This window comes from Pseudomonas sp. SWRI92 (assembly GCF_014268685.1).
GTDB lineage: Bacteria > Pseudomonadota > Gammaproteobacteria > Pseudomonadales > Pseudomonadaceae > Aquipseudomonas > Aquipseudomonas marvdashtae.
Genome location: NZ_JABWQY010000004.1, coordinates 347,316 through 369,507 on the forward strand (window position 1 = coordinate 347,316; position 22,192 = coordinate 369,507).

Annotated in this window: 19 protein-coding genes and 4 tRNA genes; 16 read left to right on the forward strand and 7 right to left on the reverse strand. The window is 61.5% G+C overall.

Translation table 11 applies throughout. The annotated features are described in order from the left end of the window. Nucleotides 1-204: 204 nt before the first annotated feature. From HU762_RS10430 to HU762_RS10440, 3 genes are read right to left on the reverse strand one after another with little or no spacing between them, the layout of a single operon-like run. A complete protein-coding gene (locus HU762_RS10430) occupies nt 205-2,106 on the reverse strand; it encodes an ATP-binding protein (RefSeq protein ID WP_186636215.1) in 1,902 nt (633 codons plus the stop codon). Beyond that, nucleotides 2,103-3,035, reverse strand: coding sequence for an ABC transporter substrate-binding protein (locus HU762_RS10435; protein ID WP_186636217.1), 933 nt, complete (start codon nt 3,033-3,035; stop codon nt 2,103-2,105). Before HU762_RS10435 ends, HU762_RS10430 begins: the two co-directional genes overlap by 4 nt. After that, a complete protein-coding gene (locus HU762_RS10440; RefSeq protein ID WP_186636220.1) occupies nt 3,036-5,159 on the reverse strand; it encodes a TonB-dependent receptor in 2,124 nt (707 codons plus the stop codon). Nucleotides 5,160-5,358: 199 nt separating this feature from the next. On the opposite strand from HU762_RS10440, the gene HU762_RS10445 reads away from it, so the two are divergent. The 8 genes from HU762_RS10445 (at nt 5,359) to HU762_RS10480 (ending at nt 11,566) form a co-directional block, all read left to right on the forward strand. Then, the gene (locus tag HU762_RS10445; protein ID WP_186636222.1) at nt 5,359-6,384 is read left to right on the forward strand and encodes an NAD(P)H-dependent glycerol-3-phosphate dehydrogenase; all 1,026 of its coding nucleotides are present in this window, start codon (nt 5,359-5,361) and stop codon (nt 6,382-6,384) included. A 27-nt stretch (nt 6,385-6,411) separates the two neighbouring features. Continuing rightward, nucleotides 6,412-6,759, forward strand: a complete 348-nt coding sequence (locus tag HU762_RS10450) for a DUF4389 domain-containing protein (protein WP_030138349.1) — start codon at nt 6,412-6,414, stop codon at nt 6,757-6,759. Next, complete coding sequence (sixA, locus tag HU762_RS10455) at nt 6,756-7,208, forward strand: phosphohistidine phosphatase SixA (protein WP_186636225.1); 453 nt, start codon at nt 6,756-6,758, stop codon at nt 7,206-7,208. Before HU762_RS10450 ends, sixA begins: the two co-directional genes overlap by 4 nt. A gap of 44 nt (nt 7,209-7,252) precedes the next feature. Continuing rightward, entirely contained in the window at nt 7,253-7,696 is a 444-nt protein-coding gene (locus HU762_RS10460; RefSeq protein WP_186636228.1) for a hotdog fold thioesterase, read from the forward strand. 184 nt (nt 7,697-7,880) lie between these two features. Next, nucleotides 7,881-8,672, forward strand: coding sequence for an alpha/beta hydrolase (locus HU762_RS10465; RefSeq protein ID WP_186636231.1), 792 nt, complete (start codon nt 7,881-7,883; stop codon nt 8,670-8,672). Further along, the gene (locus tag HU762_RS10470) at nt 8,669-9,520 is read left to right on the forward strand and encodes an alpha/beta hydrolase (RefSeq protein WP_186636234.1); all 852 of its coding nucleotides are present in this window, start codon (nt 8,669-8,671) and stop codon (nt 9,518-9,520) included. Before HU762_RS10465 ends, HU762_RS10470 begins: the two co-directional genes overlap by 4 nt. Before the next feature lie 129 nt (nt 9,521-9,649). Next, nucleotides 9,650-10,468: a DUF4892 domain-containing protein gene (locus tag HU762_RS10475; RefSeq protein ID WP_186636237.1), complete on the forward strand. Its 819-nt coding sequence runs from the start codon at nt 9,650-9,652 to the stop codon at nt 10,466-10,468. A gap of 60 nt (nt 10,469-10,528) precedes the next feature. Next, nucleotides 10,529-11,566 (forward strand): AI-2E family transporter, encoded by a 1,038-nt coding sequence (locus HU762_RS10480; RefSeq protein ID WP_186636240.1) that lies wholly within the window; start codon nt 10,529-10,531, stop codon nt 11,564-11,566. An 8-nt stretch (nt 11,567-11,574) separates the two neighbouring features. Here the strand turns inward: HU762_RS10480 and HU762_RS10485 are convergent, their stop codons facing one another. Further along, the gene (locus HU762_RS10485; RefSeq protein ID WP_186636243.1) at nt 11,575-12,624 is read right to left on the reverse strand and encodes an ATP-binding protein; all 1,050 of its coding nucleotides are present in this window, start codon (nt 12,622-12,624) and stop codon (nt 11,575-11,577) included. Further along, complete coding sequence (locus HU762_RS10490; protein WP_186636246.1) at nt 12,624-13,385, reverse strand: response regulator; 762 nt, start codon at nt 13,383-13,385, stop codon at nt 12,624-12,626. The genes HU762_RS10485 and HU762_RS10490 overlap by 1 nt, the downstream gene beginning before the upstream one ends. 287 nt (nt 13,386-13,672) lie before the next feature. On the opposite strand from HU762_RS10490, the gene pyrF reads away from it, so the two are divergent. Next, entirely contained in the window at nt 13,673-14,371 is a 699-nt protein-coding gene (gene pyrF / locus HU762_RS10495) for an orotidine-5'-phosphate decarboxylase (RefSeq protein WP_186611561.1), read from the forward strand. A gap of 54 nt (nt 14,372-14,425) precedes the next feature. Here pyrF and HU762_RS10500 read toward each other — a convergent pair whose 3' ends face one another. Beyond that, the gene (locus HU762_RS10500; protein ID WP_186636248.1) at nt 14,426-15,430 is read right to left on the reverse strand and encodes an NADP-dependent oxidoreductase; all 1,005 of its coding nucleotides are present in this window, start codon (nt 15,428-15,430) and stop codon (nt 14,426-14,428) included. A gap of 226 nt (nt 15,431-15,656) precedes the next feature. Here HU762_RS10500 and HU762_RS10505 point away from each other — a divergent pair, with 226 nt between their 5' ends. The 3 genes from HU762_RS10505 to HU762_RS10515 all read left to right on the forward strand — a co-directional run bounded on the left by HU762_RS10505 (nt 15,657) and on the right by HU762_RS10515 (nt 20,087). Beyond that, nucleotides 15,657-16,418 carry an SDR family oxidoreductase gene (locus tag HU762_RS10505; RefSeq protein ID WP_186636251.1) on the forward strand — a complete coding sequence of 254 codons (762 nt, stop codon included), beginning with the start codon at nt 15,657-15,659 and terminating at the stop codon, nt 16,416-16,418. Nucleotides 16,419-16,614: 196 nt separating this feature from the next. Further along, nucleotides 16,615-18,009 carry a PLP-dependent aminotransferase family protein gene (locus HU762_RS10510; protein WP_186636255.1) on the forward strand — a complete coding sequence of 465 codons (1,395 nt, stop codon included), beginning with the start codon at nt 16,615-16,617 and terminating at the stop codon, nt 18,007-18,009. A 110-nt stretch (nt 18,010-18,119) separates the two neighbouring features. Next, nucleotides 18,120-20,087 carry a methyl-accepting chemotaxis protein gene (locus HU762_RS10515; RefSeq protein ID WP_186636258.1) on the forward strand — a complete coding sequence of 656 codons (1,968 nt, stop codon included), beginning with the start codon at nt 18,120-18,122 and terminating at the stop codon, nt 20,085-20,087. A 411-nt stretch (nt 20,088-20,498) separates the two neighbouring features. Here the strand turns inward: HU762_RS10515 and HU762_RS10520 are convergent, their stop codons facing one another. Continuing rightward, nucleotides 20,499-21,257, reverse strand: a complete 759-nt coding sequence (locus HU762_RS10520; RefSeq protein ID WP_186611556.1) for a hypothetical protein — start codon at nt 21,255-21,257, stop codon at nt 20,499-20,501. A gap of 371 nt (nt 21,258-21,628) precedes the next feature. Here HU762_RS10520 and HU762_RS10525 point away from each other — a divergent pair. The 4 genes from HU762_RS10525 (at nt 21,629) to HU762_RS10540 (ending at nt 22,042) form a co-directional block, all read left to right on the forward strand. Then, nucleotides 21,629-21,704: transfer RNA gene (locus HU762_RS10525), tRNA-Glu, on the forward strand. 2 nt (nt 21,705-21,706) lie between these two features. Beyond that, nucleotides 21,707-21,782: transfer RNA gene (locus HU762_RS10530), tRNA-Gly, on the forward strand. A gap of 105 nt (nt 21,783-21,887) precedes the next feature. Next, nucleotides 21,888-21,963 (forward strand) — tRNA-Glu (locus HU762_RS10535). Between the two features lie 3 nt (nt 21,964-21,966). Then, a tRNA-Gly gene (locus HU762_RS10540) sits at nt 21,967-22,042 on the forward strand. The last annotated feature ends 150 nt before the right edge of the window (nt 22,043-22,192 follow it).

The following is a 22,192-nucleotide window of genomic DNA, read 5'->3' on the forward strand; positions in this document are numbered from 1 at the left end:
CGGCCGATCGAAGCGTTCATGCCTCGAGTCGGCAGCCTACTCATAGACTATTGCGTTGTAGTGAAAGTCACAGCACACGGGAAAATGAATGTACACCTGTGCACTGAAATGGTTATTCCTTTCCCGATCGAGGCGTGTCCGGGTGCCTAAGACTGCCGCACTTTCGCCTTTCACGCCAGTCACAGATAGTCCAAGAGACCGCATTCATCCCACCCAACGCTGCAGAATCTGCTGCAGGTCTACCCGTTTGAAGGGTTTTGCCAGGTAATCGTTCATGCCCGCCGCGAGGCACGCTTCGCGGTCGCCCTGCAACGCGTTGGCCGTCAGCGCGATGATGGGCACCTCGGCGCAGCCGGGCAACTGGCGAATCTGGCGCGTGGCTTCGTAGCCATCGATCACCGGCAGCCGGCAGTCCATCAGGATCGCTTCGAAAATCAGGCTCTCGGCGCTGCGTACCGCCTGGGCGCCGTCCGTGGCAACGCTGACCTTGAAGCCCAGGCTGCGCAGCATCGCTTCGATCACGGTCTGGTTCACCGGGTTGTCTTCTACCAGCAAGATGTTGCGGCCTTCTCCATCACCGTTTCCAGCAGGCAGGCGCGGGACGAGGATCGGTGGGGCCAGGCGCGACAGGGCCAACGGAATTTCCAAGGTAAACACCGAACCCTGGCCCTCCTGGCTCTGGGCACGCAGCGTGCCGCCCATGCGTTCGGCCAGGGTGCGGGCGATCGGCAGGCCCAGGCCCGTGCCGCCGTAGCGCCGGGAAATCGAACTGTCGGCCTGTTGGAAAGCATCGAACATCCGCTCCAGGCTCTCGGCTGGGATACCGATGCCACTGTCGCGCACCGTGCAGGTGAACCACAGCAACTCGTGATCCAGGGCCTGCCATTGGCATTGCACGGTGACGCGTCCCTGGTCGGTGAACTTCAGTGCGTTGCCGATCAGGTTCACCAGGATCTGCCGGATACGCGTCGGGTCGCCTTGCACCCGCAGCACCTTCATGTCGTCAGGGATCAGCAGGTCCAGGCCCAGCTTGCGTTGCGCGGCGCTGTGCTGGAACGATTGGGCACAGCTGCCGACCAGTTCAGACAAGTTGAAAGGAATATGTTCCAGTTCCAGCGCCGAACGTTCGATGCGCGAGAAATCGAGGATGTCGTTGATCACCTTCAACAGGTGCTCGGTGGATTCCGACGCCAGCGCGGTGTACTCCTGCTGCTCATCGGTCATCTGCGTGGTTTCCAGCAGCTGCAGCATGCCCAGCACACCGTTCATCGGCGTGCGCAGTTCATGGCTCATCATCGCGAGGAATTCCGACTTGGCGCTGTTGGCTTTTTCCGCTTCCTCCCGAGTCTTGATCAGTTGCGCCATGGCCTGGTGCTGTTCGCGGCTGGCTTGTTCCAGGCCGTCCGCCAGATTGTTGATGTGCCGCGACAACGCGCCCAGTTCGCCGTCATCGACGATCGGCAGTGGGGTGCTGTAGTCGCCTTGCTGGATGGCCTTGACCGCGTTGCCGATGTCGCGAATCGGCTGCGACAGGCTCGCCGCCAGGCGACGCGCCACCAGGAAGGTGAACAACAGGGCGAACAGGGCCAGGATCGCTGCCTTGAGCAAAATTTCCTGTTGGCGCTGGCTGAAGGCGTCACTGGACATGCCGACGATGACACGGCCCAGATAATCCTCGCCGGGCATCTCGATGGATGGGCCGGCGCTCTGCAGGAAATCATTATTCAAGGCAATGCGCTGCAGGCGAACCGGGGCCTGGAACACCTCCACCTGCCGGGAATGGCCGCCGGTTTGTGCCGGTTGCTCGACGTACACAAGCACCCGCTCCGAGCGATCCTGGACTTCCAGGAAGCGCACGTGTGGCGTGGCGAGCGTGGCCGTGAGCAGGCTTTCCAGTACTTCGTTGTTGCCGGAGATCACACCGTATTCCGCCGCCGGGGCCAGTTGGTTAGCGATCAGTTGCCCGGTGTGGTTGAGTTCCTGGCGCAGGTCCTGGATTCGCACGAAGGTGAAAAAGCTGATCAACAGCACGGTCAGCAACAAAGCCGGGCCAAGCGCAATGAGCTGGGTGCGGGTATTGATGTCCCAACGGCGACGCAAGGTCATGGGCGATGTTCTCCTTCTGCCAACTGCGCAGCAACGTATTCGGCGTCAATCGGTTCGATCCCCAGCGAGCGGGCGACCTGCTGGTTGCTCAGAATCTTGAAGCGGGCCGGATACAAGGCGCGTGGCCAAGTGGCGGTGGGGCGGTCGAGCAGGTCGTCAAGAATCGCCAGCCAATCTTCCTGGTCGCTGTAGGTGCTGGCCAGGCTGCCGGCCTTGACGAAGGCGGCACTTGGGCCGATCAGCGCCCGTTGTCGGGCATAACTGCTGAGCAGCACGTTCTTCACGGTCTTGGGGTTATAGAGGTCGGGGTCATCGAGGCCCAGCAAGACATCGCTCTGGCCCAACAGCCTTTGCAAGGGGCGGCTGTCGTTGGTGTCGTCCCAGCGTTCGCTGACGATTTCCAGGCCCAGGGGCGTCGCGGCCTGGCGAAGGTCCTTGAGCAGAAACTCGCTGTGCCTGTCGAACAGCACGCCGACCCGCCGCACTTGCGGCAGGACTTTGCGAATCAGGCGCAATTGCCGGGCCATCGGCGGATCGCTCCAGAGCAGGCTCAGTTGAGCGGGCGTCGCCTCGCCGAGGCGCTCGCGGGCTTGTTGGCGGCTGATCCGCAGCACCAGGGTGGCCGGACCGTTGGGCGTTTGCAGGCGCCAGTCGAGGCTCGGCAGGTCCAGCAGGACCAGGCGCGCGTCGGCGGGCAAACGGTCCGGTGCCGGCAGGCTGGACAGGAGTGCAAACCGCACGCGGTCCTGGGGACGCCGGGCCTGTAGGGCTTGGGTAAACGATTGCACGCCGGGGCTGTCCTGGGCGCCGGTCAACAGAATCTCGGCGGCCCGCGCCTCAAGGGTGCCCAGCAGGCCGGCGAACGCCAGGCACAGCAGCCACCACAGGCGGCCACAAAAGGGCGTCTTGCTCGGTTGGCCGCCGAACATCTAGAAAGACAACTCCGCGCTGAAATACAGCACATGACGGGAGTCGTAGCGGTTGTCGACGAACGTGGTCGGCTGATCGTCGAGACGCTGTTGCAGGATGCCCGCCAGCTCCAGGCTGGCCTTGCCCAGGGGGATGCGCCGGGCGAGGCGGGTGTCGACCCGCTCGTAGCGGTAGCCATTGAGGGCATCAGCGGCGTAATAGAAAACCGCGCTGTTCCAGCCTCGGCCCCAGTCACGGAGCCAGCCGGCCGAACCGCTGTTGCGGGCGGTCAGTTGTTCATCGAGGGGATTGCTCGCCAGGGCGTCAACGTAGGCGTAGGTCAGGCGCAGGCGATCGGCGCGGGTCACGCGCCAGTCCAATTGGGTCTCGGCGCCGGTAAATTGCGATTCGTTGCTGTTGCTGGCGATGTACTGATTGTTGCGCAGCGGTTCGCTGATCATGCCGGTAATTTCGTCATGGAACAGCTTCACATCGACCGCCAGGCCCAGGTCCATGAAATATCCGTTGTAGCCCAGCTCCCGGGAGCGCATGTGCTCCTGCTCCAGGTTGCCTGGACCGCGGGTGCGGACGAAATAACGGGCGCTGTCCTGGCCGAACGCGGCGGGCCGCAGGTTGGTCACCTGGTAGCTCCAATTGACATTGTTCTCGAACATGTCCGGCGAGCGCACGGCCTCGGAGTACACCGCCCGCAGTCCGTGTCGCGGGGTGATCAGATAGTTGACCGCCATGCGCGGGGTCAGCGAGCTGCCGGTCAGACGCGTGTCTTCGAACATGGCACCACCCTGCAACAGCCAGTGCTCGCTGGCCCGCCATTCAAGCTGGCCGAACAGGCGCCAAGTGGTGTCGTCGAGCGTGCCGTTGAAGTAGGTTTCGGAGTTGGCGCGGTCGTAGCGATAGTTCGCCCCCGTGACCAGCCGCAGGCTGTCGGACAAGCTCAGGGTGTCCTGGATTTCCAAGTCATAGCGCGATTCCCGGGCGCTCTGGTCGATGTCACCGCACAGGGTTTGCGAAGCGCCGTTGCGCCACTGGTCGAGCACCTGGTTGGCCAGGGCCTGTTCCTGGGCCGTGCCGGCAGGCGCACCCGTGCCGAGGAAGCTGGGAATATTGCGCGCCAGCTTCTCGGCGTAATACGGGTTGAGTTGCCAGAGGTCCGTCAGTTGCGGACTGAAGGATACTTCGGCGTCACAGGCGCGCCAGGTTTGTTGGCGGTCCCAATGCTGGATGGAACCTTGCACATAAAGACTGTGATTGGGATTCAGGTCCAGGTTCCAGCGCAGCGAGCCGGCGTAATCCTTGGCAATGACGTCAGAGTTATCCCCAGCCTCGGTAATCCCGGCGAAAACCGGGCGATAGGTATAAGGCCGTTGATTGGTCCCGTCCTTGGCATTCAACTGCCAGTCGATGCTCTGGCGTTCGTCCAGGGTCTGGCTGACCGACAGGTTGAAGCGGTCCAGGCGTCGACTGTCGCGGTAGTTTGCGCCGTTGCGGTCACTGTCAAAACCGTCGTCTTCCTGGCCTGACAGTGAAAGTCGCCAGTCTCCGTTCTCCCAGCCGCTGCCCTGGCTCGCGTACCAGTCGCCGATCCCGCGCTGGCCCCGGGTTATTTTCAAGCGTGTACCGTGGCTGTCGGCCGGGGCGCGGGTGATGATGTTGACGACCGCCATCAGGGCGTTGGCGCCGTAGCTGACGGTGTTGGGGCCGCGGAAGACTTCGATCCGATCGATGTCTTCCATGGCCACCGGAATATCGCTCCAGTCCACCGTCGCGAGGCCGGCGCGGTACACCGAGCGGCCGTCGATCAGCACCTGCATGCGTCGCGCTTCGCTGGCGCTGGTGCCGTGGTAGTTCGCCGTGGCCTGGTTGCCGCTGAGATTGCCGACCATCATGCCCGGCACCAGGCGCAACAATTCGCTGATGTCCCGGGCGCCGCTGGCCTTGATCAGTTCGCTGTCGAGCACCGTCATGCTGCCCGGCACCGCCGCTGGCGATTGTTTCAGGCGCGTGGCGGTCAGTACCTGGGGCAAGGGCTGGTTGTCCACGAACAAGTCGTCGGCCACCACTGGCGGGCTGATGATCAGCGCCAATAGCAGTGGTGAACCTGAACGGGAAGGGCCGACGAGCACGGCACAGCCTCTGATAAAGGAAGGGTGGCGGGCATGTTAACCGAGCCGAACGACTTTTCCATTCACGTTGACAGCATTTTCCTGGAAATTGATGGTCTGCCTCCTACGGCTGTGGCTATTTACTGACGGGGCTGGTCGCGATCTGGCCGCTCCGTATAATGCCCGGCATTGCCACTTGGTATGGAAGAGCGGATTGCATATGACTGAACAGCGCCCGATTGCGGTCCTGGGAGGCGGGAGTTTCGGCACCGCCGTGGCCAACCTGCTGGCGGAAAATGGCCACGCGGTACGCCAATGGATGCGTGACCCGGAGCAGGCCGAGGCCATCCGCGTGAACCGGGAGAATCCGCGTTACCTCAAAGGCATCAAGGTCCGACCTGAAGTGGAGCCCGTCACTGACTTGCAGGCGACACTTGAGGGCAGCGATCTGTTCTTTGTGGCCTTGCCCTCCAGCGCCTTGCGCTCGGTATTGGCGGCGCATGCCGAACGCTTGAGCGGCAAATTGCTGGTGAGCCTGACCAAAGGCATCGAGGCACAGAGCTTCAAGCTGATGAGCGAGATCCTCGAAGAGATCGCTCCCAAGGCGCGCATCGGCGTGATTTCCGGGCCGAACCTGGCGCGCGAGATCGCCGAACATGCACTGACCGCCACCGTGGTCGCCAGTGAAGACGAAGAACTGTGCCAGCGGGTCCAGGCGGCACTGCATGGCCGCACCTTCCGCGTCTACGCCAGTGCTGACCGTTTCGGCGTGGAATTGGGTGGGGCGTTGAAAAATGTCTATGCAATCATCGCCGGCATGGCGGTCGCGCTGGGCATGGGTGAGAACACCAAGAGCATGCTGATCACCCGGGCGCTGGCGGAAATGACCCGTTTTGCCGTCAGCCAGGGCGCCAACCCGATGACTTTCCTCGGGCTGGCCGGGGTGGGCGATTTGATCGTCACCTGTTCCTCGCCCAAGAGCCGCAACTACCAGGTGGGTTTCGCTCTCGGCCAAGGGCTGAGCCTGGATGAGGCGGTGTCGCGCCTGGGCGAAGTGGCCGAGGGCGTCAATACCCTCAAGGTGCTCAAGGCCAAGTCCCAGGAGGCCGGCGTCTACATGCCATTGGTCGCCGGGCTGCACGCGATTCTGTTCGAAGGGCGGACGCTGGAACAGGTCATCGAACTGTTGATGCGCGGCGAGCCGAAGACCGACGTCGATTTCATTTCCACCAGCGGTTTCAACTGATTCCTTGACCGCAAGCAGGAGCGAACCATGAACGATCCAAAAGGGCAGCCTCAGTACGAATCCATCCTGCTGCGTGTGCTGTGGATGGTGATTTACCTGCTGGTCTGGCAGGTGGCGCAGTTCATTCTCGGCGCCGTAGTGCTGGTGCAGTTGATCTATCGGTTGATCTACGGCGCACCCAGCGCCAGCTTGATGAATTTCGGCGACAGCCTGAGCCAGTTCCTGGCGCAGATCGGCCGCTTTGGCACCTTCCACAGCGACCAGAAACCCTGGCCGTTCGCCGACTGGCCGACTCCACGGACACCCGAAGGCGAAGCGCCTCACACCGTGGCGCCGGCGCCGCATCCAGTCCGCGACGAGGAGCCAAAGCTATGAAACTATGGGTATTGCGTCATGGTGAGGCCGAGCCCCACGGCGTTCGTCCCGATCCGGAGCGGGTATTGACGGTGCATGGTCGCGAAGAAGTGCTGCGCAGCGCCGGTCGGTTGATGGGCGAGCCGTTGCGGGTCATCTATGCCAGCCCCTACGTGCGGGCCCAGCAGACCGCGCAATTAGTGCGTGAAGCGTTGGGGTTCGAGCCTGAGCTGATTACCGTGGACTGGTTGACGCCCGATACCCGACCGACCGATGTGCCGAAACATCTGAAGGATCAGGATGACGTGCTGTTGGTCAGCCACAACCCGCTGGTGGGCAGCTTGCTGGGCTTGTTGCAGCACGGTCACTTGCAGCAGCCCGAGCAGGTGCAAACGGCTGGGCTGGCCGAGCTTGAAGGTGACCTGCCGTTGGCCGGTGCGATGAAGCTCGAAAGCCTTAAGCATCCCTGAAAAACCACTTGCCGGAACATAAAAATCAAAAAGGAAGGGCAACGATGAGTCTGTGGCGCACCACCCCCAATATCGAACAGTTGAACGCTGCCGGTAAGAACACCATCAGCGAAGTGCTGGACATCCGTTTCGAGTCGTTCGACGACGAGTCCCTGACCGCCAGCATGGTGGTCGATCACCGCACCCACCAGCCGTTCGGCCTGCTGCATGGCGGCGCTTCGGTGGTGTTGGCCGAAACGGTCGGATCCATGGCCGCCTACCTTTGCGTCGACACCAGCAAGTTTTACTGCGTGGGCCTGGAAATCAATGCCAATCACCTGCGCGGAGTGCGCAGCGGGCGCGTCACGGCCACGGCCCGCTCGGTTCACCTGGGCCGCACCACCCAGGTCTGGGACATCCGCCTGATCAACGATGACGGTAAGGTCAACTGCGTATCGCGGTTGACCATGGCGGTGGTGCCGTTGGGTGAGCAGCCGCCGGGGCGCTAAAAGCTACAAGCTACAAGCTACAAGCTACAAGCTACAAGCGAAGCAGGCCTGCGTTTACTGGCAGCGTGAGGCTTGCAGCTTGCAGCTTGAATCCAGCTGTCATCATTCCTGTCAGTTACGGTCATTGCCGCGCTACGGGGTTCTGCGCACAATCGGTTGCAGTTCTCGCAATGGATCGGCCTACATGTCACAGGTGTTTTTCGCCCACGCCAATGGTTTTCCCTCGGCCACCTACGGCAAGCTGTTCGCCGCGTTGGCGCCGCAATACGCTGTCGCTCATCTTGAGTTGCACGGCCATGACCCGCGATTTCCGGTGGATGACAACTGGAACAACCTGGTGGACGAACTGATTCATCACCTCGAACAACAACCGGGGCCGGTATGGGGCGTGGGCCACTCGCTAGGCGGCGTGCTGCACCTTCACGCAGCGTTGCGATGCCCTCGGCTGTATCGGGGCGTGGTCATGCTCGATTCGCCGGTGCTGACCCGCGCGGACCGTTGGGTGATCCTCGCCGCCAAGCGCCTGGGGTTCATTGATCGCCTGACCCCGGCCGGGCGGACTCTGGGCCGGCGCGAGGAGTTCAACGATCTCGAATCGGCGCGGGCCTATTTTGCCGGCAAGACGCTGTTTCGCGGTTTCGATCCGGAGTGCTTCGAAGCGTACCTGCAGCATGGCTTGCAGCCCGTCGGCGATCGGTTGCGACTGCGCTTTGACCCGGCCACGGAAATCAGCATCTACCGCGGCGTGCCGCACACCAGCCCAGGTCTGGCTCTAAAGCTGCAAGTGCCGCTGGCGGTGGTGCGAGGCCGGCAGAGCCGGGTGGTGATGCGTCATCACACCCGTTCGGTAGGACGCATGCCCTTGGGCGAATCCCTGACCATGCCTGGCGGCCACATGTTTCCGCTTGAGCACCCCCAGGACACGGCCACGCTGATCAAGGAGCTGCTCCAGCGCTGGGAAGGGCAGCGAGCATGAATGCCGTCGAAGAGGTTCGCTTGAGCCTGCCTCATATTGAACTGGCGGCCCACCTGTTCGGGCCGGAAGATGGCCGACCGGTGATCGCCTTGCATGGCTGGCTGGACAATGCCAACAGTTTCGCCCGGCTGGCACCGAGGCTTGAGGGCGTGCGAGTCATTGCCCTGGACATGGCCGGTCACGGTCATTCCGGACACCGCCCGCCTGGCGCCGGCTACGCCCTGTGGGACTACGCGCATGATGTGCTGCAAGTCGCTGAACAACTGGGCTTGAAGCGTTTTGCCTTGCTGGGGCATTCCATGGGCGCGATTGTTTCGCTGGTATTGGCCGGCGCGTTGCCCGAGCGGATTACGCACCTGGGCTTGATTGACGGAGTGATTCCTCCTACGGCTAAAGGCGATAATGCGGCGGAGCGCATGGGCATGGCCTTGCAGGCGCAGATGGAGCTGCAACAAAAGCGCAAACCGGTCTACAAAACCCTCGACCGGGCCATCGAAGCCCGCATGAAAGGGCTGGTGGCGGTCAGCCGCGAAGCCGCCGAGCTGCTGGCCCAGCGCGGACTGATGCCGGTGCCGGGGGGCTACACCTGGCGCACCGACAACCGGCTGACCTTGCCCTCACCGCTGCGCCTGACCGATGAACAAGCCATGGCCTTCGTGGCTCGGGTCGCTTGTCCTGCTCATCTGGTGGCGGCGGCCGACGGCATGCTTGCCCAGCACCCCGAGTTGCTGGAGCGTCTACCCTTCAGTCATGAACAGCTGCCTGGCGGTCATCATTTGCACCTGAACGACGAGGTCGGTGCCGCGCTTGTAGCAGACTGTTTCAATCGGTTCTTCAGCGTTTCTTGACTTGCGCCGGGCAAGTGCCGAGGCTGGGCGGGTTGAAAGGGAGCCAACCATGACAGATATCCATCCACTCGCCTTGCTGCGCATTGACGAACGCCTTTGCGTCGCGCAGATCCAGGCTAAGTCCATCCGATGAAACCGACCATTCAATCATTCGTCCTGTTGGCGCTGGCCTGTCTCGGCCCGGCAGCGTTGGCCGCCGATGTGCCCGGTAGCCGGGACCTCGAACGCGTACCACGCATGCCCGACGCGCAGATCGTCGATTACCGGCAAACCAGCGACCTGGAGCGCATCTACCCGATGGGGTCGATCCGCAGGATCAGCGGCCAGTTGCGTTTCGACGGGCAGGTCGATGCCCGTGGCAACGCGACGTCAGTGACCTACGAATTGCCGCCGGAACATTCCGCCACCCAAGCCTTTACCGCTGCGCGCGAAGCCTTGCAAAAGCAGGGCGCCGAGCTGTTGTTCTGGTGCCAGGCCCGCGATTGCGGCGAAAGCAGCCTGTGGGCCAACGACGTATTCGGCAATGCCAAGCTCTATGGCGCCGATAACGGTCAGGCCTACCTGTTGCTGCGCCTGGCGCCGCCTGCGGACAACACACTGATCGCGCTGTATGCGATAACCCGTGGCAACCGCAAGGCGTACCTGCACATCGAGCAGTTCGAAGCGGGCGCGCCCTTGGGGAACGTCCTGCCGACATCGGCGACACTGCTGCGCCAGCTCAAGGACACCGGTGTGCTGGATTTGCCGCGTCTGGCCGGCGAGCCGGATGACGCCTGGTTGCGCCTGCTGTCCCGGGCCCTGAACCTGGATACGGGCCTGCGAGTCAGCATCGCTGGCCCGCACGCCGAGGCTTGGCGCCAGGCCTTGGTCGATCAGGGTGTCCGCGCGGCAAGGATGGAGGCTACCAGGAGTGACGCAGCGGGCCTGCACGTTGAATTGATGCGATAAGCTCTAGCGGGGGAGGCGCTTGACGTCGTACCCCCGTCATCTATTTTTTCGAGATCTTTCATGCTCAATAACGATCGGCTTTTGGTGCAGATCCTGCTCCTGGTGTTGTTCGGAGCAAGCCTTTGGGTAATGGCTCCGTTCTGGTCGGCGCTGTTCTGGGGCGCTGTGCTGGCGTTTGCCAGTTGGCCGCTGATGCGCTTGCTGACGCGTTGGGTCCATGGCCGTGAGTCCCTGGCGGCGGCGTTGCTGACGGTAGGCTGGATGTTGCTGGTGGCGGTGCCGTTGGTGTGGCTGGGGTTCAACCTGGCCGATCATGTGCGCGATGCCACGGCCTTCATCAAGGACGTCCAGGTCGACGGCCTGCCCGAAGCGCCCGAGTGGCTGGCCGGTGTGCCATTGGTGGGCGGACGGCTGGTGACGCTCTGGGACAGCATCGACCAGCAAGGTGCGGCGATGATGGCTTCCGTCAAACCGTACCTGGGACGGGTCGGCAACTGGTTGCTGGCCCGCAGTGCGCAAATTGGCGGCGGGATCCTCGAACTGACCCTGAGCATTGTGTTCGTGTTCTTTTTCTACCGCGACGGCCCGCGACTGGCAGCCTTTGTCCAAGGGCTGCTGGAGCGGCTGATCGGCGACCGCGCCGGCTACTACGTCGAACTGGTGGCCGGTACGGTGCAACGCGTGGTCAATGGCGTGATCGGGACCGCGGCGGCCCAGGCCGTGCTGGCGCTGATCGGCTTCCTGATCGCCGGGGTACCGGGTGCCTTGGTGCTGGGGATCGTCACCTTCCTGCTCAGCCTGATTCCCATGGGGCCGCCATTGGTCTGGATCCCCGCCACCGCCTGGCTGGCATGGAAGGGCGAGTACGGGATGGCGGTGTTCCTGGGCATCTGGGGGACTTTCATCATCAGCGGGGTGGACAACGTGCTCAAGCCCTACCTGATCAGTCGTGGCGGAAACCTGCCGCTGGTCATCGTGTTGCTGGGCGTATTCGGCGGGCTGATTGCATTCGGTTTCATTGGGCTGTTCATCGGTCCAACCTTGCTGGCGGTGGCGTACAGCTTGCTGAACGATTGGAGCAAGAGCCAGGCACGATAGGCCCATAGTCAGGCGCGAGGCAGGCTGATGATCGCAGTCAATCCGCCTCCCGGTGTTTCTTCCAGGGTCAATTGCCCACCCAGGCGTTCGGCGGCCTCCCTGGCAATCGTCATGCCCAGGCCGACGCCGCCGGAGTTGCGGTTGCGCGAGCCTTCCAAGCGATAAAAGGGCTCGAACACGGCCTCGCGTTTCTCTTCTGCGATGCCGGGGCCATGGTCGATGACACGGATCAATAGCTGGTGGCGTTGGTCTTCCAAGAGAATCAAAGCATGGCCGGCATAGCGCAGGGCATTGTCGATGAGGTTGTTGATGCAGGAACGCAGCGCCATCGGCTGTACCTGCAGCGGGGCGCAAATGCCGCCGACCTGCACATCGGCGCCCTGGTCCTGGGCATTTTCGCTGAGTGATTCCACCAAGGCCTGCACGTCCATCCTTTGCAACGTTTCACTGGTGCGTTGTTCGTGCAGATAGGTCAGCGTGGCGTCGAGCATGCCGATCATGTCGTCCAGATCCTGGCGCATCTGGCCTTGCAGCTTGCGGTCGTCAATCTGTTCGAGGCGCAGCTTGAGCCGCGACAGCGGAGTGCGCAGGTCATGGGAAACCGCGCCGAGCATGCGCGAGCGCTGCTGCACCTGCTCACGGATCCGCTGCTGCATCAGGTTGAACGTATGGGCTGCCTGGCGCGCTTCCCGGGGGCCGCTTTCGTCCAGCGGCGGACTGTCGAGATTTTCGCTCAACCGTTCGGCGGCATCGCTCAGGCGCTGGATGGGGCGGGTCAGCAGCTTGGCACCGTACCAGGCGGCCACGATCAGAAATACAAATTGAAAAGTCAGCGGCACTACCGGGCCGCCGAACCAGGGACGCGGTGGGCGGCCGGGCATCGAATCCGAGCCTTGGGAGAACTTGCCTTGCCGGGAAAACTCCGGCGCTGAGCCCGGAGGCGGAGGCGGCGGGGCAAAGTAGGAAAACCAGGCGAAGGCCAGCAGATGCGCCAGGACAATTGCCAGTAACAGCACGCCGAACAGGCGGCCGAACAGGGTGTCGAGGCGCAGGCGCATCAACCGATGTCCCGCGCGTCGAACAAATAGCCTTCGCCGCGTACTGTCTTGATCAGTTGCGGGGCTTTTGGATCATCGCCCAGCTTCTGCCGCAGGCGCGACACCAGCAAATCGATGCTACGGTCGAATGCCTCGATCGAGCGACCACGGGCTGCGTCCAGCAGTTGCTCACGGCTGAGTACTCGGCGGGGCCGTTCGATGAACACCCACAACAGCCGGAATTCCGCATTGGACAGCGGCACCACCAGCCCGTCGGCGGAAATCAATTGGCGCAGTACGCTGTTGAGCCGCCAGTTATCGAAGCGAATGTTGGCACGTTGCTCGGTGCGGTCATCACGCACGCGGCGCAGGATCGTCTGGATCCGCGCCACCAGTTCCCTGGGCTCGAAAGGCTTGGCCATGTAGTCATCGGCTCCCAGTTCCAGGCCGATGATGCGATCGGTGGGTTCGCAGCGCGCAGTCAGCATCAGGATCGGAATATCCGATTCGGCCCGCAACCACCGGCACAGCTGCAAGCCATCTTCACCTGGCAGCATCAAGTCCAGCACCACTACATCGAAATGCTCGGCCTGCATCGCCTGGCGCATGGCGGCGCCATCGGTCACGCCGCTGGCACGAATGCCGAAGCGGGCCAGGTAATCGATCAACAGCTCACGGATAGGCACGTCGTCATCGACGATCAGTGCCCGGGTGTTCCAGCGTTTGTCATCGTCAGACGCTTTTTTCTGATCGTCGGCATTGGCAATAAAGGGGGTCTGCATAAGTGCTTCATCTGCCAGGTTGGCTGCCAATCGCAAAGAAGGCGGCGAGGTAATGGCTCCAGCATAAGCTCCGGTCGGTAGGCCGTGAAGCGCTGGGAGCACGGGGTGCGGCGTCGGACAGTAACGTGCCGGCGTGTAGCGCGCATGTCGCGAGTGTATCGGTTTCGACACAAAGTCCTGCAGGATCCCATGCTGGAGCAGATGATGATTTACTGATCATCGGGTCCCGCACGGGCGCTGGTTCCGCTACAATGCGCGCCGATTTCGACTTGCCTGAGAGCCCACTCATGTCCGCCTGCCAGACGCCCATCATCGTCGCCCTGGATTTCCCCACCCGTGACGCCGCCCTGAAGCTGGCCGACCAGTTGGACCCTAAGCTTTGCCGGGTCAAAGTCGGCAAGGAGCTGTTCACCAGCTGTGCCTCGGAAATCGTCGGCACCTTGCGTGACAAGGGTTTCGAAGTGTTCCTGGACCTTAAATTTCACGACATCCCCAACACCACTGCCATGGCCGTCAAGGCTGCCGCAGAGATGGGCGTGTGGATGGTCAATGTGCATTGTTCCGGTGGCTTGCGCATGATGGCCGCGTGCCGTGAAGTGCTCGATCAGCGCAGCGGTCCGAAACCGCTGTTGATCGGCGTGACCGTGCTGACCAGCATGGAGCGTGAGGACTTGGCGGGGATCGGCCTGGATATCGAGCCTCAGGAACAAGTGCTGCGCCTGGCGGCGCTGGCGCAAAAGGCCGGCATGGACGGTCTGGTCTGCTCAGCCCTGGAAGCCAGCGCCCTGAAGTCGGCCCATCCGTCGCTGCAACTGGTGACGCCGGGGATTCGTCCGGCGGGCAGCGCCCAGGACGACCAACGCCGTATCCTGACGCCGCGCCAGGCATTGGACGCTGGCTCCGATTATCTGGTGATAGGCCGCCCGATCAGCCAGGCAGCGGATCCGGCCAAGGCCCTGGCGGCGGTGGTGGCCGAACTGGCCTGATCCAACCCTGAAGATCGTGCGGGAGCGAGCAAGCTCGCTCCCGATTGTCTCGCTTCAGACCTTGAGAACCAGCTTCCCGAAGTTCTCGCCACTGAACAATTTGGTCAGTGTCTCGGGAAATGTTTCCAGCCCTTCGACGATATCTTCCTTGCTCTTGAGTTGTCCCTTGGCCATCCAGCCGGCCATTTCCTGCCCAGCCGCGGCGAACTGCGACGCATAGTCCATGACCACGAAGCCTTCCATGCGCGCGCGGTTGACCAGCAGCGACAGGTAGTTGGCCGGGCCCTTTACAGCTTCCTTGTTGTTGTATTGGCTGATCGCACCGCAAATCACCACGCGAGCCTTGAGGGCCAGGCGGCTGAGCACCGCATCGAGGATGTCGCCGCCGACGTTGTCGAAATACACATCTACGCCTTTGGGGCACTCGCGCTTGAGGCCCGCGTGGACGTCTTCGCTCTTGTAATCGATGGCGCCGTCGAAGCCCAGCTCATCGATCAGGAATTTGCATTTATCGGCGCCACCGGCGATGCCCACCACGCGGCAACCTTTGATCTTGGCGATCTGCCCGGCAATGCTGCCCACTGCACCGGCGGCCCCGGAAAGCACCACGGTTTCTCCGGCTTTGGGCGCACCGACATCCAGCAGGGCGAAATAAGCAGTCATCCCGGTCATGCCCAGCGCGGACAAATAGCGTGGCAGCGGCGCCAGTTTCGGGTCCACCTTGTAGAAACCTCGCGGCTCGCCAAGGAAATAATCCTGCACGCCCAGCGCACCGTTGACGTAATCCCCGACCGAAAATCCCGGGTTGTTCGACGCGATGACCTGGCCTACGCCCAACGCCCGCATGACTTCACCGATGCCGACTGGCGGGATGTAGGACTTGCCTTCATTCATCCAGCCGCGCATGGCCGGGTCGAGGGACAGGTATTCATTCTTGACCAGGATCTGGCCGGCTGCCGCTTCGCCGACGGGGACTTCTTGAAAGGTGAACGTCTCACGGGTCGCGGCGCCCACCGGGCGTTTGGCGAGCAGGAACTGGCGATTGGTCTGGGCAGTCATGACAGGCACTCAAAATGAATGAAGCCTTGTTGATAGACCCTGCAGGCCTGCGCCGCAAGGTTTGCTGATACAGCGAATGCAGGTTGATCCAACCCAGTGATAGTACGGCGGTCGCTATTATCACTGGCGCTCATGCGGCGCCAACCGGCGGTTGGATAGTGCTGCCGTGCCGTTGCGATCGGTGGCTATATGCGGCAACCAACGGTAATTCTTCGAGGCATTGGCAATGAGCATGACGTTTTCCGGACAGGTTGCGGTGGTGACGGGCGCGGCGGCGGGCATTGGCCGCGCCACGGCTCAGGCATTCGCGGCGCAAAACCTTAAAGTGGTCGTTGCCGACCTCGACGTGGCGGGCGGCGAGGGCACGGTGCAGTCGATCCGCGAGGCGGGGGGCGAAGCTGTGTTCGTGCGTTGCGACGTGACATTGGAAAGCGACGTACAGAATCTGATGAGCGAAGTGATCAGTGCTTATGGACGCTTGGATTATGCCTTCAACAACGCGGGCATCGAGATTGAGAAGGGCAAGTTGGCTGACGGTACGCTGGATGAATTCGACGCAATCATGGGCGTCAACGTAAAGGGCGTGTGGCTGTGCATGAAGTACCAGTTGCCATTGCTGTTGGCTCAAGGCGGTGGCGCCATCGTCAATACCGCCTCGGTGGCAGGGCTCGGGGCGGCGCCGAAGATGAGTATCTATGCGGCGTCCAAGCATGCCGTGATCGGCCTCACCAAGTCGGCGGCCATTGAATACGCCAAGAAGAAGATTCGCGTGAATGCAGTTTGCCCGGCAGTGATCGACACGGACATGTTCCGTCGAGCCTACGAGGCGGACCCGAAAAAAGCCGATTTCGCCAACGCAATGCACCCGGTCGGGCGTATTGGCAAGGTCGAGGAAATTGCCAGCGCGGTGTTGTATCTGTGCAGCGATGGCGCCGCATTCACCACGGGACACTCCTTGGCAGTGGACGGTGGGGTCACTGCGTTCTGACGCCAATTACGAAGATAGGGCCCGCGTTGTTCGCGGGCTTTTTCTTTTGGTGCCGAAGGTTCCCTTGATAAGGAGGCCAATGTATTTCAAAGAATGAGAATCAGGTGGTTTTGCGTCGATGTCGTACATCGTCCAGCGGCGGCCTGTGCTTAACTGTTTGTGGAAATAAAACAAACGCTTAGGAGCTTGGTTACTCATGGAGTTGAGAATCGACCGGCAGGCACTGGTACCTGTCGTGCAGCAAATTGTCGATGCGCTGACCAGTTGGGTTCGACAAGGAACGGTTGAGCCGGGCACTCGCCTGCCGTCGATCCGGCAACTGGCGCGGGAGAACCTGCTCAGCCAGGCCAGCGTTCACGACGCTTACCAACGCTTGGTTGCCCAAGGCGTGCTGGCATCCCGTAACGGCTCGAGTTTTTTTGTCGCCTTCGCTCCTTCGGCAGGGGAGCCGGCAGGCAGCGTCTGGCTCCAGGACGCACTGTCCGCCCAGCCCCGCCCGGCCAGCGACGCGCAACAAGAGCTGAAGCTGGGTTGTGGTGGCCTGCCCGAGAGTTGGCGCGAAAGCGACGACCTGGGCTATGCGATCCGTCAGGTAACCCGAACAGACATGGCGGGCCTGTTCAACTACAGCACGCCGCTGGGGTTGCCTGCCTTGCGCGAGCTTCTGTCCAGGCGACTGAAGCAGTTCGATATCGACGCCGACAAGAACCGGATCCTTACGACCACAGGCGCCACCCACGGGCTGGACCTGATCGTGCGTACCCTTCTGCCACCAGGAAGTTGCGTCGTAGTGGAGAGTCCCGGCTATTCGAACCTGTTCGATCTGCTCAGGCTGCATAAGATAGACATGATCGAGCTGCCCAGGACCCCACGTGGACCGGATGTCGAAGCCCTGCAATGCCTGCTGGCGATCCATCGGCCCTGCGCACTGTTCGTCAACAGCGCCTGCCACAATCCTACCGGTAGCAGCCTGGCTCCGGCCGTGGCCCAGCAGCTGCTGCAACTGACAAAAAAACACGCCATGCTGGTTATCGAGGACGACGTCTATGCCGATTTTCAAAGCTCGATGCGCCCGCGGCTGGCGGCGCTGGATGACGATGTGGTTTACCTGGGCAGCTTTTCAAAAACCCTGAGCAGCTCGTTGCGAGTCGGCTTCGTGGTAGCCGGGCCGTCTACCATCGCGCGCTTGAGCGAGGTCAAGGAGATCACCAGCATGGGCGGTTCTCGATTCTGCGAATCGGTGCTGGCCAATCTGCTGGCCAACGGTGCCTATCGCAAACTGGTCCAACGCCAACGGCAGCGACTGAGCACCGATATGGCAATGGCTTTGCAACTGCTGGAGGATGCCGACTGGAAAGTGTTCGGCAAGCCGGCGGGTGGCCTGTTCATATGGGCGCGTGCGCCATTGTGTGACTATGCTGAGTTGCAGCGGCTGGCCAAACGGTGCGGTATACAGCTGTCGTCGCGCACCGCATTCAGCCCTTCGGGCACGGACACTGACTGGCTGCGTATCAACGTGGCCTACGCCCGAGATCCCAAAGCCTTGGCGTTCTTCCGCGCAACGGCTCTGGATCGACCTCAAGTGTCCTGAAAACGACGCGGCTGTAGCTTTTTGCCATTATTCCGACGCGAGCATCTTGTGTTGCGGGGCGTCTCGTTGCGAACCTGCAATCAACACACACTGGCAGAGGATTGGGCGCAATGATTTCGGCCGTGCAAGGACGTTTTGCCAACCTGGGTATGGCAAAGAAACTGGGTATCGGGTTCGTCCTGGTATTGCTGCTCACCGCAGTAGTGGCGGCTATTGGCGTCTGGTCCCTGCAAACCATCAGTTTTCGCTTCGATGGCTTGAAGCAGATGTCGTCCCTCAACAGCGAACTGCTCAAGGTCCGGCTGCTTGAGCAGGAATACGCCTTGCGCTCCGATCCCAAGACTGCCGATGCCTTGCGCCAGGGTGTCGACGGGCTGGTGGCCCTGGCAAACGAGCTCAAGGCGCAATCGGCTGCCAACGTGCCGGTGATGGAAGATGTGGAACAGGCCTTGGCGGCCTATCGCAAAGCATTCGATGAGTTCGTCGAGCTGAGCCAAAGCAAGGACCTGGCCCTCGAAATGGCCAGTTGGTCAGTCTCCAGCGTCGCCAACAACCTGGATGTGTTGCAGGCTGGGTTGGCCGATGACGGCGCCTACACGTTGAAGGAGTCGGAAGGCAAGGAGGGCGCCGAGTTCATCGAGCAGGCCAATCAGGTCAGCGAAGTGTCGCGGATGATGTTGCAGGCAATGAACGAAGCGCGCGTTCGCCTTGATCAAAGCCGCAAAGGCAGCGATGAAGCTGCCGGACAAGGCAATATTGAACAGGCCGAGCAGGCCATGAAACTGGCCGAAGGGCTCAAGAGCGCCGTCAAGGATCCAGGCTACCAGACCGTGCTCAACGAAGTGGCCGGGCATATTGGCGGGTTCAACCAGCAACTGGCCGAATACACCGGCCTGTTGGCCAAGGAAAAGACTGTATACCAGCAGCTGCACGAGCGCGCCGACCAGGTCGTGGCGCGGGTCAACCAGGCCTACGGCGCCGAAGACAGTGCCATGCAGGGGGAGTTGAAGAAGAACTCGCTGATGATCATCGGCTCGTCGGCCTTGGCGCTGCTGGTGGGATTGATCGCAGCCTGGGTCATCACCCGGCTGATCGTCACGCCGCTGCGCAGTGTCATACGTGTCGCGCAGCAAATTGCTTCGGGTGACTTGAGTGCAAAGGTCGAAGTGACGCGTCGGGACGAGATCGGCCAGTTGATGCTCGCGATGCAACAGATGGCCGCCGGCTTGAGCAGCATCGTCAGTGGATTGCAGGCCGGGATCGAGCAACTGGCCAGCTCGGCCCAGTCGCTGTCGTCCGTGACTGAACAGACCAACCTGGAAGTCAGCAGCCAGAAGGAGGAAACAGAGCAAGTGGCGACGGCCATGAACCAGATGACCGCCACCGTGCACGACGTCGCCCGCAATGCCGAAGAGGCGGCGCAAGCGGCTCAGACGGCTGACGACAAAGTCGAAAGCGGCCAGCAGGTAGTGCGCCAGAGCATGGTACGCATTGAGCAACTGGCCGACTCGGCCACACTTGCCAGCACCAGCATCGAAAGCCTGAGCGCCGAAATACAAAACATCGGCAAGGTCCTGAGCGTAATCAAGAGCGTGGCCGAGCAAACCAACCTGCTGGCGCTCAATGCCGCGATCGAGGCGGCTCGGGCGGGGGAACAGGGCAGGGGATTCGCTGTGGTGGCCGACGAAGTACGGGCCTTGGCCAAGCGTACGCAACAATCCACCGAGGAAATCGAGCGACTGGTGAGTGCCTTGCGCTCAGCCGCTCAGACGTCCGTACAACAGATCCAGAGCAGCGGCGACCTGGTGAAAATGGCCGTCAGCGATGCGCTACAGACCGAAAGCGCCCTGGGCAGCATCGCGGCAGCGGTGTCGCTCATCCAGCAAATGAACCAGCAGATCGCCGCGGCCGCCGAGCAACAGAGCTCAGTGGCCGAAGAAATCAACCGCAGCGTCACCAGCATCCGGGCCAGCGCCGATCAGTCATCCGTGGCCATGCAAGGCAACGCCGCGTCCAGTATTGAACTGGCGCAGCTGGGCGCTGAATTGAAAGGGATGGTGGGGCATTTCAGGTTGTGAATGGGGTGACATCAAACTCAGCCGTGCTGATTCTGATCACAGCTATCGGCCAAACTCGTCCACAGAGGAGAAACGCGGTCACCAAGAAACAGGTCGGCTGTCAGGCCGCCTCGCGGCGGATGGTGATTTCGGCGCCCCATTAACCACGCTGGCTGAACGGAGGCGTTGTGCAGTGGGCATCCCGGCATGGATGCCGGGATAGCTGCGCTGGGCCATGGATGGCCCTTCGCAGCGGGCCCACGGAGCAATGCCTTCGTTCAGGCATGCCGAGCCTAGGCGAGGTACCGAGTGGTGGGGCAAAGCCTTTTTGGTTACTTTTTTGGCGTCTGAAAAAAGTGACCCGCCGTAAGGGCGGAACCCTAAGCAGCCATTACCGCAGCAACGGATATACACCCAACCCCAACCCTCAACTCAATCGTAAACCTTCTTCTTCTTCCACTCGTCGTTCGCTTCGTCGTCCTTCAAGCCTTCCGTCAACTGATTCACCTCACCCTCGACCGGCTGAGTGCTGGCCAGGACCTGGGCGTTGGCCCGAGCCAAGAGCTTCTCCAGATAGGCCAACTGCTCGGCATAGAGCTGAGGCTCCTGCTGCTTGCGCAGATACTGCACGCCACGCTCGAACGCCAGGCGAGCCTGCCCCGGCTGCTCCTGTTGCAAAGCCTGCTGGCCAAGGTTGTTGAAGAACTCGATGTGCAACAGCACCAGGATATGCCGCACTTCGCGGATCCAACGCTTGGCCTCATTGGACGGCAGGAAACCGTCCTGGGCAGCGCGGGTGATCTGGCCGTGCAAGGCCTCGAGCAAAAACCGTACATCCTTGGCCTTGGCTTCGGTCTGGATCGGTGCCGGCGGGTTGCTCACCGGGATCGATTCACCTTGGGCCGCCAGTGCAGTCAGTTCGTCCAGCCGTGCCTTGACCGCAGCATTGGTCTTGTCCAGATTGAGCAAGCGCTGGCAGACGTTGAGTTCAAGGCGCGTGATCAATAGTTTCAGGGCCGGAGTCATCAGCTGGCCGGGGAAGGTTTCGGTCAGCTCGCCGCAACGACGCAAACGGTCGTTGAGTTCAACCTTGGTGCGGGCCTTTTCCAGCTTGTTGTTTTCCACCACATGGTTCATGTAGCCAATGGCGATCAACAGCGCGATCCCGGCTACGACGAGCAGGGTGATCATGAGTGGTGTCACCGGTAAGACCTCTTTATTAGCGTTTGCATGTCATGAGTGTAGTGGCTTGGCTTTTAAGCGCATAGGCCCGAACGATGCGATTAGACGGGCGTCGTGCTGCTTATGGGATGCGAAGCGCAGTGGCTGCACATTGCCATCATTTACCGCATGCGACTATAACGTCTTGGCGGGCGACAGAATATAGGCGTCAGAGACCGGGCGGGCAAAATCCGCAAATCCGCCCCAAACCCGAGGAAGTCATTGATTTAAATAAATTTATATCTGGGGGTTGACGACCCTCCAATCCGTCCATAGAATGCGCGCCACTTACAGCGTAAAGCACTCAGCCAAACGCGATAAGCAGTGAATGTTGTACGTGTGTCCCCTTCGTCTAGTGGCCTAGGACACCGCCCTTTCACGGCGGTAACAGGGGTTCGAGTCCCCTAGGGGACGCCAATGCGGGAATAGCTCAGTTGGTAGAGCACGACCTTGCCAAGGTCGGGGTCGCGAGTTCGAGTCTCGTTTCCCGCTCCAATTTTAAGCAGCATTGCTTTCGAGCAGTGCTGAGTGAAGCCAGAGCCGACATCTTAGGGTGCGGGTTTGGGCACTGGAATACACACCATGTATTTCAGTTAGCGTGTCCCCTTCGTCTAGTGGCCTAGGACACCGCCCTTTCACGGCGGTAACAGGGGTTCGAGTCCCCTAGGGGACGCCATTTGCGGGAATAGCTCAGTTGGTAGAGCACGACCTTGCCAAGGTCGGGGTCGCGAGTTCGAGTCTCGTTTCCCGCTCCAAATTAAAAAAAACGCCGCTCATTGAGCGGCGTTTTTTTATGCGTGCGCCAGGCATGGCGCGTTGCGCGTAAGCGCAACCAGCTTGGCTGTGGTGGCCACGCTGGTGACTTGGAGGTGCAAGTCCTCTACACACCCGGCAAGGGGAAGTGT